This window comes from Mesorhizobium sp. WSM1386 (assembly GCF_055901595.1).
In genome coordinates this window covers 3487383-3500897 of record NZ_CM148373.1, presented here as the reverse complement: position 1 = coordinate 3500897, position 13515 = coordinate 3487383, and the positions used below count along the sequence as shown (strand labels likewise).

Annotated in this window: 12 protein-coding genes; all 12 read right to left on the bottom strand. The window is 63.6% G+C overall.

Annotation, left to right across the window (positions count from 1 at the left end; all coding sequences use genetic code 11):
- Window positions 1–10: 10 nt before the first annotated feature.
- Window positions 11–1516: an NADH-quinone oxidoreductase subunit M gene (locus tag AC0NIH_RS17195; protein WP_473461874.1), complete on the bottom strand. Its 1506-nt coding sequence runs from the start codon at window positions 1514–1516 to the stop codon at window positions 11–13.
- Window positions 1516–3489 carry an NADH-quinone oxidoreductase subunit L gene (nuoL, locus tag AC0NIH_RS17190; protein ID WP_473461877.1) on the bottom strand — a complete coding sequence of 658 codons (1974 nt, stop codon included), beginning with the start codon at window positions 3487–3489 and terminating at the stop codon, window positions 1516–1518. The genes AC0NIH_RS17195 and nuoL overlap by 1 nt, the downstream gene beginning before the upstream one ends.
- Window positions 3490–3499: 10 nt before the next feature.
- Window positions 3500–3808 carry an NADH-quinone oxidoreductase subunit NuoK gene (gene nuoK / locus AC0NIH_RS17185; protein WP_013894819.1) on the bottom strand — a complete coding sequence of 103 codons (309 nt, stop codon included), beginning with the start codon at window positions 3806–3808 and terminating at the stop codon, window positions 3500–3502.
- A 1-nt stretch (window position 3809) separates the two neighbouring features.
- Window positions 3810–4430 (bottom strand): NADH-quinone oxidoreductase subunit J, encoded by a 621-nt coding sequence (locus tag AC0NIH_RS17180; RefSeq protein WP_013894818.1) that lies wholly within the window; start codon window positions 4428–4430, stop codon window positions 3810–3812.
- Between the two features lie 233 nt (window positions 4431–4663).
- Entirely contained in the window at window positions 4664–5155 is a 492-nt protein-coding gene (gene nuoI / locus AC0NIH_RS17175; protein WP_023763316.1) for an NADH-quinone oxidoreductase subunit NuoI, read from the bottom strand.
- Window positions 5155–6198: an NADH-quinone oxidoreductase subunit NuoH gene (gene nuoH, locus AC0NIH_RS17170; RefSeq protein WP_023763315.1), complete on the bottom strand. Its 1044-nt coding sequence runs from the start codon at window positions 6196–6198 to the stop codon at window positions 5155–5157. The genes nuoI and nuoH overlap by 1 nt, the downstream gene beginning before the upstream one ends.
- Window positions 6199–6200: 2 nt before the next feature.
- On the bottom strand, window positions 6201–8282 hold the full coding sequence (nuoG, locus tag AC0NIH_RS17165) for an NADH-quinone oxidoreductase subunit NuoG (RefSeq protein WP_473461881.1): 2082 nt from the start codon (window positions 8280–8282) through the stop codon (window positions 6201–6203).
- Between the two features lie 73 nt (window positions 8283–8355).
- Window positions 8356–9045, bottom strand: a complete 690-nt coding sequence (locus AC0NIH_RS17160; protein ID WP_473461883.1) for an NADH-ubiquinone dehydrogenase — start codon at window positions 9043–9045, stop codon at window positions 8356–8358.
- Window positions 9046–9122: 77 nt separating this feature from the next.
- Window positions 9123–10427 carry an NADH-quinone oxidoreductase subunit NuoF gene (gene nuoF, locus AC0NIH_RS17155; RefSeq protein ID WP_013894812.1) on the bottom strand — a complete coding sequence of 435 codons (1305 nt, stop codon included), beginning with the start codon at window positions 10425–10427 and terminating at the stop codon, window positions 9123–9125.
- A gap of 10 nt (window positions 10428–10437) precedes the next feature.
- The gene (locus AC0NIH_RS17150; protein ID WP_473461886.1) at window positions 10438–11718 is read right to left on the bottom strand and encodes an NADH-quinone oxidoreductase subunit E; all 1281 of its coding nucleotides are present in this window, start codon (window positions 11716–11718) and stop codon (window positions 10438–10440) included.
- Window positions 11719–12909, bottom strand: coding sequence for an NADH-quinone oxidoreductase subunit D (locus tag AC0NIH_RS17145; protein WP_013894810.1), 1191 nt, complete (start codon window positions 12907–12909; stop codon window positions 11719–11721).
- Window positions 12910–13512, bottom strand: a complete 603-nt coding sequence (locus AC0NIH_RS17140) for an NADH-quinone oxidoreductase subunit C (protein WP_023763311.1) — start codon at window positions 13510–13512, stop codon at window positions 12910–12912.
- Window positions 13513–13515 lie beyond the last annotated feature (3 nt).

Here is a 13515-nt window from a genome sequence, read left to right as displayed (position 1 = left end):
AAACCTCTGGTCAGTTCGCCGCCGCGGTCTGCGCGGCGCCGATGGATGCGGTGACATTGGTGACGAGCGACTTGACCGACTGGGCCGTCGCGTCGAAGACGGGAGCGGGATAGACGCCGAAGAAGATGACCAGCACCACCAACGGGTAGATGATCGCCTTCTCGCGCGGCGAAAGGTCGAGCAGCCCCTTCAGGCTATCCTTGGTCAGCGCGCCGAAGATCACCCGGCGGTAGAGCCAGAGCGCGTAGGCGGCCGACAGGATGACGCCGGTGGCGGCGAAGAACGCCACCCAGGTGTTGACCCGGAACACGCCGAGCATGGTCAGGAACTCGCCGACGAAGCCTGACGTGCCGGGCAGGCCGACATTGGCCATGGTGAAGACCATGAACACGGTGGCATATTTGGGCATGTTGTTGACGAGGCCGCCATAGGCGGCGATCTCACGCGTGTGCATGCGGTCGTAGATCACGCCGACGCACAGGAACAGCGCGCCCGAAACGAGGCCGTGGCTGAGCATCTGGAAGATCGCGCCCTGCACGCCTTCCTGGTTCATGGCGAAGATGCCCATGGTGACGAAGCCCATATGGGCGACCGACGAATAGGCGATCAGCTTCTTCATGTCCTCCTGCATCAGCGCCACCAGCGAGGTGTAGATGATGGCGACGACGGAGAGCGTGAACACCAGCGGCGCGAACATCTCGGACGCCAGCGGGAACATCGGCAGCGAGAAGCGCAGGAAACCGTACCCGCCCATCTTCAGGAGGATGGCAGCCAGGATGACCGAGCCGGCCGTCGGCGCCTCGACGTGCGCGTCCGGCAGCCAGGTGTGCACCGGCCACATCGGCATCTTCACCGCGAAGGAGGCGAAGAAGGCGAGCCATAGCCAGGTCTGCATGTTGGCCGGGAAGCTGTGGGTCAGAAGCGTCGGAATGTCGGTCGTGCCGGACTGATAGAACATCGCCATGATGGCGAGCAGCATCAGCACCGAGCCGGCCAGCGTGTAGAGGAAGAACTTGAACGAGGCATAGACGCGCCGCTTGCCGCCCCAGACGCCGATGATGATGAACATCGGGATCAGGCCGGCTTCGAAGAAGACGTAGAACAGCACGATATCGAGCGCGCAGAACACGCCGATCATCAGCGTCTCGAGCAGCAGGAAGGCGATCATGTAGGCCTTGACGCGCTTCTCGATCGATTCCCAGGACGCCAGGATGCAGAGCGGCATCAGGAACGTCGTCAGGATGACGAACAGCATGGAAATGCCGTCGACGCCCATATGGTAGGAGATGCCGGAGTCGAGCCAGGCGGCCTTCTCGACGAATTGGAAGCTGGCCTGCGAATTGTCGAAGCCGGTCCAGATGAACAGCGAGATGATGAACGTGAAGGTCGTCGTCAACAGCGCGATGGCGCGGATGTTGCGACGTGCGTTTTCGCTGTCATCGTTGATGAGCAGGATCAGCAGCACACCAACCAGGGGCAGGAAGGTGACCAGCGAGAGGATTGGCCAGGTGGTCATCAGAGCATCATCCAGGTGACGAATGCGGCAACGCCGATCAGCATGGCGAAGGCATAGTGATAGAGGTAGCCGGTCTGCAGCTTGACGACGCGGTTGGTGACGTCGACGACGCGCGCCGAAATGCCATCCGGCCCAAGCCCGTCGATGATGGTGCCATCGCCGGTCTTCCACAGGAAGGAACCAAGGCGCTTGGCCGGCCGCACGAACAGGAAGTCGTAGAGCTCGTCGAAGTACCACTTGTTGAGCAGGAAGGCGTAGAGCCCGCGATGCTGGGCGGCCAGATTGACGGGCATTTCCGGCGAGCGGATGTAGAATTTCCAGGCCAGCGCCAGGCCGATCAGCATGGCGATGAAGGGCGACAGCTCGACCCACAGCGGCAGCTCATGGATCTCGTGCAGGATGTGGTTGTCCGGCAGCGTGAACAGCGACGCCTTCCAGAACTCGGCATAGCCTTCGCCGATAAAGGAATTGTGGAAGATGATACCGGCAAACAGCGCGCCGGCGGCCAGGATGAACAGCGGCACCAGCATCACCGGCGGCGATTCATGGACATGGTGCATCACCTCGTGGCTTGCCCGCGGCTTGCCGTGGAAGGTCATGAAGATCAGCCGCCAGGAGTAGAAGGAGGTGAAGCCGGCGGCGACGACCAGCAGCACGAAGGCAAGGCCGGCGACCGAGTTGTGGCTGGCAAAGGCGGTCTCGATGATGGCGTCCTTGGAGAAGAAGCCGGCGGTGCCGATGACGGTCACCGGAATGCCGACGCCGGTCAGCGCCAGCGTGCCGATCACCATCATCCAGTAGGTGGTCGGGATCAGCTTTCTCAGACCACCCATCTTGCGCATGTCCTGCTCGTCGGAGACGGCATGGATGACCGAACCCGAGCCGAGGAACAGCAACGCCTTGAAGAAGGCGTGCGTGAACAGGTGGAAGATCGCGGCGCCATAGGCGCCGACGCCGAGCGCCACGAACATGTAGCCGAGCTGCGAACAGGTCGAATAGGCGATGACCCGCTTGATGTCGTTCTGGACGAGACCGACGGTCGCCGCGAAGAAGGCGGTGAAGGCGCCGATGAAGGTCACCACCGTCAGCGCCGAATGCGACAGCTCGAACAGCGGCGACAGCCGCGCCAGCATGAACACGCCGGCCGTCACCATGGTGGCGGCATGGATCAGCGCCGAAACCGGTGTCGGGCCTTCCATGGCGTCCGGCAGCCAGGTGTGCAGCGGCACTTGCGCCGACTTGCCCATGGCGCCCATGAACAGGAGCAGGCAGACGACGGTCATAGCCGCCTGCTTGTCCAGTGCATGGCCGAGGAAGGTGAGCACGGCCGCTCCTTGCGGCGCGCCTTCAGCGGGAACGAAGGTCGCCGCATTGGCGAAGATGGTGCCAAGGTTGACCGAGCCGAACAGCACGAACACGCCGAAAATGCCGAGCGCGAAACCGAAATCGCCGACACGGTTGACGACGAAGGCCTTGATTGCGGCGGCATTGGCCGACGGCTTCTTGTACCAGAAGCCGATCAGCAGGTAGGACGCCAGCCCCACCCCTTCCCAGCCGAAGAACATCTGCACGAGGTTGTCCGCGGTCACCAGCATCAGCATGGCGAAGGTGAACAGCGACAGGTAGGCGAAGAAGCGCGGCCGGTTCGGATCGTGGTGCATGTAGCCGATCGAATAGATGTGAACCAGCGCCGAGACGGTGTTGACCACCACCAGCATCACCACCGTCAGCGTATCGATGCGCAGCGCCCAGGATACGTCGAGGCCGCCGGACTGGATCCAGTGCAGCACCGGCACGGTGAACACCTCGCCATGGCCGAAGCCGACGCTGAAGAAGGCGACCCACGACAGCACGGCCGCAATCACGAGGAAGCCGGAGGTGATGTATTCGGACGCCTTGGCGCCGAGCGACGTGCCGAACAGGCCGACGATCAGGAAGCCGAGCAGTGGAAGGAAGACGATGGCCTGATACATGGTGGTTCCGTCAACCCTTCATCATGTTCACGTCTTCGACCGCGATCGAGCCGCGGTTGCGGAAGAAGACGACGAGAATGGCAAGTCCGATGGCGGCTTCCGCCGCTGCGACCGTCAGCACGAACAGCGCGAACACCTGGCCGACCAGATCGCCGAGCGCCGCCGAAAAGGCGACGAAGTTGATGTTGACCGCAAGCAGGATCAGCTCGACCGACATCAGGATGACGATGATGTTGCGGCGGTTCAGGAAGATGCCGAACACGCCGAGCGTGAACAGGATCGCCGATACGGTCAGATAATGTGCGATGCCGACGACCATCTCAGACTCCTTCGCCCGACTTGACCTTGCGGATTTCCATGCCGGTCGCCGGCGTGCGGCCGACCTGGGCTGCGATCGACTGCCGCTTGACCCCTTCCTTGTGGCGCAGCGTCAGCACGATGGCGCCGATCATGGCAACCAGCAGGATGAGGCCCGAAATCTGGAAGTAGTAGAGGTAGTCGGTATAGAGGATGTCGCCGAGCGCGGCCGTGTTCGAACGCGCGGCGAGATCGGGAATCGGCTTGGCGACCGTCGAGGCGAGTTGCGGCGCGAAGGTGTAGCCGCCCAGCACCACGATCAGTTCCGCCGCCAGGATCAGCCCGACCAGCGCGCCGATCGGCGCGTATTGCAAGGCGCCTTCCTTCATCTCGGCGAAGTCGACGTCGAGCATCATGACGACGAACAGGAACAGCACCATCACCGCGCCGACATAGACGACGAGCAGGATCATCGCCAGGAACTCGGCGCCGGTCAGCATGAAGAGGCCGGCGGCGTTGAAGAAGGTCAGGATCAGGAACAGCACCGAATGCACGGGGTTGCGCGACGAAATGACCATGAACGCCGATGCCACCGCGACAAAGGCGAAGAGGTAGAAGAAGGCCGCCTCTAGTCCACTCAGCATTGGGGATCCCCCGGGTTCCTATCCGAAACAGGACAACCGTCCTGTTCGAGTTTTGCGACCGCCTCCGGCCGCAAGTTGCGTGTTCCTATCGCATGTTCCGATCGGGTTGAAAGACCCGATCGACAGAAACATGCGACACTCTCTTGTTCCGGAGGATGATCTGGTCCGAAAAGTCCGCAACTTTTCGGGATCGTCCTCTGGACGAGGCCCCTCGCCCCGTCCATGCGTCGATATCAGCGGTAGGGCGAGTCCAGCGAGATGTTGCGCGCCAGTTCGCGCTCCCACCGGTCGCCATTCGCCAGCAGCCTGTCCTTGTCGTAGTAGAGTTCCTCGCGCGTCTCCGTCGCGAATTCGAAATTCGGCCCCTCGACGATGGCGTCGACCGGGCAGGCTTCCTGGCAAAAGCCGCAATAGATGCACTTCACCATGTCGATGTCGTAGCGCACCGTGCGGCGCGTGCCGTCATTGCGGCGCGGGCCGGCCTCGATGGTGATCGCCTGCGCCGGGCAGATCGCCTCGCACAGCTTGCAGGCGATGCAACGTTCCTCGCCATTGGGATAGCGGCGCAAGGCATGCTCGCCACGGAAGCGCGGGCTCACCGGCCCCTTCTCGTGCGGATAGTTGATCGTCTCCTTCGGCGCGAAGAACTGGCGCATCGACAGGAAGAAGGCGCTGACGAAATCCTGCAGCAGCAGCGATTTTGCAGCCTGGGACAAAGCGGACATCACGCAAACCCCGTGATCTTGAGGAAGGCGGCGGTGGCGACCACCATGAACAGCGAAATCGGCAGGAACACCTTCCAGCCCAATCGCATCAGCTGGTCGTAGCGGTAGCGCGGCACGAAGGCCTTGACCATGGAAATGCCGAAGAACACGAAACAGACCTTCAGCACGAACCAGATGACGCCCGGCACCCAGGTGAAGGGCGCGAAGTCGAAGGGCGGCAGCCAGCCGCCGAGGAACAGGATGGTGGCCAGCGCGCACATCAGCACGATGGCGACATATTCGCCGAGGAAGAACAGCAGGAACGGCGTCGACGAATATTCGACCATGTGGCCGGCGACCAACTCCGATTCGGCTTCGACCAGGTCGAAGGGCGGACGGTTCGTCTCTGCCAGCGCCGAGATGAAGAAGATGATGAACATCGGGAACAGGGCGAGCCAGTTCCAGTCGAGGAAGGTGTTGGGCAGGCCGAGCCGCGTTCCAAGCCCGCCTTGCTGCGACAGGACGATATCGCTGAGATTGAGCGAACCGGCGGTGAGCAGCACCGTGACGATGACGAAGCCGATCGAGACTTCATAGGACACCATCTGGGCCGCCGAGCGCAACGCGCCGAGGAACGGATATTTCGAGTTCGACGCCCAGCCGCCCATGATCACGCCATAGACCTCGAGCGAGGAGATGGCGAAAACATAGAGGATGCCGACATTGACGTTGGCGATCGCCCAGCCCTGGCTGACCGGGATGACCGCCCAGGCCGAGATCGCCAGCACCGCCGATACAAGCGGCGCCAAAAGGAACACGCCCTTGTTGGCGCCGGATGGGATGACCGGTTCCTTGAAGACGAACTTCAACAGGTCGGCGAAGGCCTGCAGCGTGCCCCAGGGGCCGACGACGTTCGGGCCACGGCGCAACTGCACCGCCGCCCAGATCTTGCGGTCGGCGTAGAGGATGTAGGCGACGAAGATCAGCAGCACGACGATCAGCACCACTGATTTCAGCAGGATCAGCAGCGCCGGCAGCACGTAGAAGGAGAAGAAGGTGTCCATGCTTATTCCGCCGCCTGCTTGAAGCCGCTCTTGGCCAGTGCCGAGCATTCCGCCATCACGGCGGACGCCCTCGCGATCGGGTTGGTCAGGTAGAAATCCTTGACCGGCGAGGTGAAGGTGCCCTTGTTCAGCCGCCCGCCGAGCTTCGCCACCCCGGCGATATCCTCGGCATTGCCGGCCGCGACCTGGTCGATGCGGGCCAGATGCGGGTATTCGCCATAAAGCTTGGCGCGCAGTTGCGGCAGCGAATCGAACGGCAGCTTCTTGCCCAGCACGTCCGACAGCGCCCGCAGGATCGCCCAGTCCTCGCGCGCATCGCCCGGTGCGAACCCGGCGCGGTTGGTCTGCTGCACGCGCCCTTCCGTGTTGACATAGGTGCCCGACTTTTCGGTGTAGGCGGCCGCCGGCAGGATGACATTGGCGCGGTGCGCGCCGGCGTCGCCATGGGTGCCGATATAGACGACGAAGGCGCCGCCGGTCTTGCCCATGTCGATCTCGTCGGCGCCGAGCAGGAACAGCACGTCCGTTTCGCCGAGCATGCCGGCGACGCTCTTGCCGCCCTCGCCCGGCACGAAGCCGAGGTCGAGGCCGCCAACGCGCCCAGCCGCATTGTGCAGCACGGCAAAGCCGTTCCAGTCCGCCCGTACGGCGTTCACCGCAGCGGCGAGCTTGGCCGCCTGGCCGAGCACGGCAGCGCCGTCCGCGCGTGCCAATGCGCCTTGGCCGACGATGATCAGCGGGTGCGTCGCCTTCTTCAGCGTCTGGAAGAACTTGCCATTGCCGTCGGCCAGATCCTTGAGCGAATCCGGTCCGGCGCCCAACAATTCGTACTCGTAGCGGGTGTCGCCGACATCGCCGATGACGCCGACCGGCAGATTGCCGACCCGCCAGCGCTTGCGTATGCGGGCGTTGAGCACCGAGGCCTCGAAGCGCGGATTGGCGCCGATGATCAGCACCGCGTCGGCCTGCTCGATGCCTTCGATGGTCGGGTTGAAGATGTAGCTGGCACGGCCGAGCGCCGGGTCGAGCGCGGCGCCATCCTGGCGGCAATCGGTGTTCCTGGAGCCGAGCGAAGCCATCAGCAGCTTCAGCGCGTAGATTTCCTCGACCGCGGCCAGATCGCCGGCAATAGCGCCGATCTTCTCGGGCGTCGTCTTCGACACCGCGTCCTTGATCGCGGCGAACGCGTCCGCCCAGCTTGCCGGAACCAGCTTTCCGTCTTTGCGGACATAGGGGCGGTCGAGGCGCTGCGTGCGCAGGCCGTCCCAGATGAAGCGGGTCTTGTCGGAGATCCACTCCTCGTTCACCTGCTCGTTGACGCGCGGCAGGATGCGCATCACCTCGCGGCCACGGCTATCGACGCGGATCGCCGAGCCGACGGCATCCATGACGTCGATGGATTCGGTCTTGGTCAACTCCCACGGCCGCGCCTGGAAGGCGAACGGCTTGGACGTCAGCGCGCCGACGGGGCAGAGATCGATGACATTGCCCTGCAGCTCCGATGTCATCGCGCTTTCGAGATAGGTGGTGATCTCGGCGTCCTCGCCACGACCGATCAGGCCGAGTTCGGAAATGCCGGCGACCTCGGTGGTGAAGCGGACGCAGCGCGTGCAGTGGATGCAGCGGTTCATCACCGTCTTGACCAGCGGGCCGATATATTTGTCTTCGACCGCGCGTTTGTTCTCGTGATAGCGCGAGGAATCGACGCCGAAGGCCATCGCCTGGTCCTGCAGGTCGCATTCGCCGCCCTGGTCGCAGATCGGGCAGTCGAGCGGATGGTTGATCAGCAGGAACTCCATCACGCCTTCCCGGGCCTTCTTGACCATCGGCGTGTTGGTGAAGATCTCCGGCGGCTCGCCATTGGGGCCCGGGCGCAGGTCGCGCACGCCCATGGCGCAGGAGGCCTGCGGCTTGGGCGGCCCGCCCTTGACCTCGATCAGGCACATACGGCAGTTGCCAGCGATCGACAGCCGCTCGTGGAAGCAGAAGCGCGGCACTTCCGCGCCCGCGTCTTCCGCCGCCTGCAGCAGCGTATAGTGGTCGGGTACAGTGATCTCTTTCCCGTCGACCTTGAGCTTTGCCATTCGCCTCAAACCCCTGCGGATTTCCCGCAATCTAATTTCCCGGGCGCGACAGACGCAGCGCCCGACATTTCATTCACTTCTTCGCGGACAGCGCAGTTGCCTGGGCAGTCCAATCGTCGCGGCCGATGCGGCCGTTGAACGACAGATAGTCGTCGACCCAGGCGATCTCCTGCGGCGACCAGGCCGCGATCTGGGCATATGTCCAGATGCCGAGCCCGTTCAGAACTTTCTCGAGCTTCGGCCCGATGCCCGATATCGCTTTCAAATCCGACGGCTTCGCCGGCTTGTCCATGGCCTTGGGCTGGCGGAAATCCTCGGGCAACAATGCGTCGGGGACGTCGCCCGTTGCCGGGCCGGCACTGGCCACCGGCGCTGTGGTGGCGGCTTCCTTGGCGGCAATGTCGGTGACTTCCTGCGCGAAGGACTGCGCCTCGGCAATCATGGTCTTCGCCGTCGCCCGCGCCTTGGTGGACGAAGAATTCGCGTCCTCGAATTGCTCTACGCGCGTCTCGAAATCCTCGATCAGCGGCTGCATGAGGCGTTGGGATGCCTCGGCGGCTCCCGAAAGCGCGCCCAGCCAGACGCCGAACGCGTGGTTGGCGAGCCCGAGGCTCAAGGCCGACATTGCAGCGGCACCCGCGACAGGGTGCGCGAAAAGGTTGACGGCACTGGCCATCTCCTTCGGCATCATCCTGGTCAGGTCCTGGTTCATCTTCTCGATCTGGTCCAAATTGGGCATCAATGAGTACGAATACGGCGCCATAGAAAGTTCTCCTGGTCGTTTCTTCGTTCGCCCCGCCCCGTTCGTCTCGTCCCGGGCTTTCGCCCGCAGTCACAAATCTATTCCGCCGCCACCATCACCGGTTCGGCCCGGTGCGCATTGCGCGAAAACTCGTCGATGCGGCGCTCCACCTCGCCGCGGAAATGCCGCATCAGGCCCTGGATCGGCCATGCCGCCGCGTCGCCCAGCGCGCAGATCGTGTGGCCCTCGACCTGCTTGGTGACGTCGAGCAGCATGTCGATCTCGCGCTTCTGCGCCTCGCCGCGCACCAGCCGTTCCATCACCCGCCACATCCAGCCGGTGCCTTCGCGGCACGGCGTGCACTGGCCGCAGCTCTCATGCTTGTAGAAATAGGACAACCGCGCGATCGCCTTCACGACATCGGTCGACTTGTCCATGACGATGACGGCCGCCGTGCCGAGACCGGACTTCAGGTCGCGCAGCGCGTCGAAATCCATCGGCGTGTCGATGATCTGCTCGGCCGGCACCAGCGGCACAGAGGCGCCGCCCGGGATGACCGCCAAGAGATTGTCCCAGCCGCCGCGAATACCGCCGCAATGCGTCTCGATCAGCTCGCGGAACGGGATCGACATCGCCTCTTCGACGGTGCACGGATTGTTGACGTGGCCGGAGATGCAGAACAGCTTGGTGCCGACATTGTTGGGCCGGCCGAACGACGAGAACCAGGCCGCGCCGCGGCGCAGGATGGTCGGCGCCACCGCGATCGACTCGACATTGTTGACGGTCGTCGGACAACCATAAAGTCCGACATTGGCCGGGAACGGCGGCTTCAGCCTGGGCTGGCCCTTCTTGCCTTCGAGGCTTTCGAGGAGCGCTGTCTCCTCGCCGCAGATATAGGCGCCGGCGCCGTGGTGCATGTAGATGTCGAAATCGTAGCCGGACGTGTTGTTCTTGCCGATCAGCTTGGCCTCATAGGCCTCGTCGATAGCGCGCTGCAGCGCCTCGCGCTCGCGGATGAACTCGCCGCGTACATAGATGTAGGCGGCGACCGCCCCCATGGCGAAGCCGGCGATGAAGGAGCCCTCGACCAGCGTGTGCGGATCGTTGCGCAAGATGTCTCGGTCCTTGCAGGTGCCGGGCTCGGATTCGTCGGCATTGACGACGAGATAGCTCGGCCGGCCGTCGCTCTGCTTGGGCATGAACGACCATTTCAAGCCGGTCGGGAAGCCGGCGCCGCCCCGGCCGCGCAGGCCCGACGCCTTCATCTCGTTGACGATCCACTCGCGCCCCTTGGCGATGATGCCTGGCGTGTTGTCCCAGGCGCCGCGTGCCATCGCGCCGGCAAGCGACTTGTCGAACAGGCCGTAGATGTTGTTGAAGATGCGGTCTTTGTCCTGAAGCATTTTTCGTCCCTCAGACCGGCTTCTTGCCGAAAACGCGGATGTATTCGGCGACACCGCCCTTGGCGAGCGCCTTGGCCTGCTTGACCCAGTCATCGCGGTCGATGCGGCCTTGGAAGGAAAGATAGCCGTCGACCCACTCGCGCTCCGCCTTCTTCCACGACGCGACCTGCGCGAAGGTGAAGATGCCCAGCGTGTGCAGGATGCCCTCGATCTTCGGACCGACGCCGGAGATCAGCTTGAGGTCGTCGACCGCGGCCGGCTTGTCGATGCCCGCCGGACGGTTCTTGTCCTCAAGCGATGGCTTTGCCGGCTTTGCCACGGGCACCTTGGCCTCCGGCGCCTTGAACGCGGTGGCCGGCGCGGCCTTGGCGATCGGACCGCTGCGCTGCTTGGAAACCTTCTCGACCTCGGGGGCCGCCTTGTTGGCATTGACGGCCGAATGCCGCGGCGCCGAAACGCTCGCCGCCTTCTCCGCCGCTGGCGCCACCTTGGTCTTCGAGGGTGTCTTCAATGCCGGGCTGGTCTCGGCCGCATCGGTCTTCGGCTTGCTGGCATTGGACGGCGCGACAGGGGCAGTGGCGGGTGCCGGAACCGGCGCCGCGATGATCGCGTCGGGCGCCGCCTTGGCGGCCTTGGCTGCTTCCCTGGCTTCCCGGTCGCGGGTCGACTTGAGGATCGCCTTTTCGTTCTTCAGCGTGGTGAGGCCAGAGGCCGGCTCCGAGCCGGTGCGGCCATTCTGCGGCCCCGGCGCCACCGAGGCGCCCTTGCCCGCGTCATAGAGGTCGATGATTTCGGCCAGCCTTTCGGGTGTCAGGTCCTCGAACGTGTCCTTGAAGACCATGACCATCGGCGCGTTGACGCAGGCGCCGAGGCACTCGACCTCCTCCCACGACAAGGTGCCCTTGTCGTTGGTGTGGAACTGGTCGTGATGGATTTTCGAGCGGCAGACATCCATCAGCGCTTCCGAGCCGCGCAGCATGCAGGGCGTGGTGCCGCAGACCTGGATGTGCGCGCGCGTGCCGACGGGATTGAGCTGGTATTGCGTGTAGAAGGTCGCGACCTCGAGCCCGCGGATACGCGGCATGCCGAGCATGTCCGAAATCGTCTCGATCGCCGCCTTGGTGACCCAGCCTTCCTGCTCCTGCGCTATCATCAGAAGCGGAATGATCGCCGACTGCTCGCGGCCCTTGGGGTATTTCTTGATCCATTGCTTCGCTACGGCCGCATTCGCCCGGTTGAAGGCGAAGGAGGCTGGCTGGACGCTGGCTTCTGCGAGACGGCGGACTGACATTTAGCGATCGACCTCACCAAACACGATGTCGAGGGAGCCAAGAACGGCGGTGACGTCGGCCAGCATGTGGCCGCGGCACAGGAAATCCATGGCCTGCAGATGCGCGAAGCCGGGCGCGCGCAGCTTGCAGCGGTAGGGCTTGTTGGTGCCGTCGGAGACCAGGTAGACGCCAAACTCGCCCTTCGGCGCCTCGACGGCCGCATAGACCTCGCCGGCCGGCACGCGATAGCCCTCGGTGTAGAGCTTGAAGTGGTGGATGAGCGCTTCCATCGAGCGCTTCATCGCCTGGCGCTTCGGCGGCACCACCTTGCCGTCGAGGTTCGACACCGGTCCGGTGCTTTCCTTGCCGAGCAGGAGATCGACACACTGGCGCATGATCTTCGCGGACTGCCGCATCTCTTCCATGCGCACCAGGTAGCGGTCGAAGCAGTCGCCGTTCTTGCCGATCGGAATGTCGAAATCCATTTCCGAATAGCATTCATAAGGTTGCGACTTGCGCAGGTCCCAAGGCGAGCCCGAGCCGCGCACCATGACGCCCGAAAAGCCCCAGGCCCAGGCATCGGCCAGCGAAACAATGCCGATATCGACATTGCGCTGCTTGAAGATGCGGTTGCCGGTGAGCAGCTTGTCGAGATCGTCGAGCGACTTCAGGAACGGATCGATCCACTTGCCGATATCCTCGACCAGCTGGCGCGGCAGGTCCTGGTGGACGCCGCCGGGGCGGAAATAGGCGGCATGCATGCGCGAGCCGGAGGCGCGCTCATAGAACACCATCAGCTTTTCGCGCTCGACGAAGCCCCACAGCGGCGGCGTCAGCGCGCCGACGTCCATGGCCTGCGTCGTCACATTGAGGATATGCGACATGATGCGGCCGATTTCGCAGTAGAGCACGCGGATCAACTGGCCGCGCCTTGGCACCTCGATGCCGAGCAGGCGCTCGGCGGCCAGCGCAAAGGCATGCTCCTGGTTCATCGGCGCGCAATAATCGAGCCGGTCGAGATAAGGCACTGCCTGCAGATAGGTCTTGGCCTCGATCAGCTTTTCCGTGCCGCGATGCAAGAGCCCGATATGCGGATCGACGCGGTCGACGACTTCGCCGTCCAGTTCGAGAACCAACCTCAAAACACCATGCGCTGCAGGGTGTTGCGGGCCAAAATTGATGTTGAAGTTACGGACGGAGGTTTCAGCCATTTACTGCTTTGCCTTCTCGTCACCCGGCAGCACGTAGTCCGTACCTTCCCACGGGGACAAAAAATCGAAATTGCGGAATTCCTGCTTGAGCTCGACCGGCTCGTAGATGACGCGCTTGGCTTCGTCGTCGTAGCGCACTTCGACAAAACCGGTCAGCGGGAAATCCTTGCGCAGCGGATGGCCTTCGAAGCCGTAGTCGGTCAACAGGCGGCGCAGATCGGGATGGCCCGAGAACAGCACGCCATAGAGATCGTAAGTCTCGCGCTCGAACCAGTCGGCACCCGGGAACACGCCGGTGATCGACGGCACCATCGTTTCCTCGTCGGCCTGCACCTTGACGCGGATGCGGACATTCTGCCTCGGCGACAACAGGTGATAGACGACGTCGAAGCGCTTGGCCCGCGACGGATAATCGGCGCCGCAGACATCGATGATCGAGATGAACTGGCAGCGCGGGTCGTCGCGCAGGAAGGTCACCACCTCGACCAGGTTTTGCGGCTCGACATGGACGGTGAGTTCGCCATAGGCGAGCACCGCGTCACTGAAGCGGCCAGGCAGCTTCTCGCCGAGATAGGTCGACAGTTCGCTAAGGGATGCGGCCATGGA

Bases quoted from the DNA above. Each gene is read 5' to 3' on its own strand.
- AC0NIH_RS17195 (WP_473461874.1), bottom strand. From the start codon at position 1,516: ATGACCACCTGGCCAATCCTCTCGCTGGTCACCTTCCTGCCCCTGGTT.
- nuoL (WP_473461877.1), bottom strand. From the start codon at position 3,489: ATGTATCAGGCCATCGTCTTCCTTCCACTGCTCGGCTTCCTGATCGTC.
- nuoK (WP_013894819.1), bottom strand. From the start codon at position 3,808: ATGGTCGTCGGCATCGCACATTATCTGACCGTATCGGCGATCCTGTTC.
- AC0NIH_RS17180 (WP_013894818.1), bottom strand. From the start codon at position 4,430: ATGCTGAGTGGACTAGAGGCGGCCTTCTTCTACCTCTTCGCCTTTGTC.
- nuoI (WP_023763316.1), bottom strand. From the start codon at position 5,155: ATGTCCGCTTTGTCCCAGGCTGCAAAATCGCTGCTGCTGCAGGATTTC.
- nuoH (WP_023763315.1), bottom strand. From the start codon at position 6,198: ATGGACACCTTCTTCTCCTTCTACGTGCTGCCGGCGCTGCTGATCCTG.
- nuoG (WP_473461881.1), bottom strand. From the start codon at position 8,282: ATGGCAAAGCTCAAGGTCGACGGGAAAGAGATCACTGTACCCGACCAC.
- AC0NIH_RS17160 (WP_473461883.1), bottom strand. From the start codon at position 9,045: ATGGCGCCGTATTCGTACTCATTGATGCCCAATTTGGACCAGATCGAG.
- nuoF (WP_013894812.1), bottom strand. From the start codon at position 10,427: ATGCTTCAGGACAAAGACCGCATCTTCAACAACATCTACGGCCTGTTC.
- AC0NIH_RS17150 (WP_473461886.1), bottom strand. From the start codon at position 11,718: ATGTCAGTCCGCCGTCTCGCAGAAGCCAGCGTCCAGCCAGCCTCCTTC.
- AC0NIH_RS17145 (WP_013894810.1), bottom strand. From the start codon at position 12,909: ATGGCTGAAACCTCCGTCCGTAACTTCAACATCAATTTTGGCCCGCAA.
- AC0NIH_RS17140 (WP_023763311.1), bottom strand. From the start codon at position 13,512: ATGGCCGCATCCCTTAGCGAACTGTCGACCTATCTCGGCGAGAAGCTG.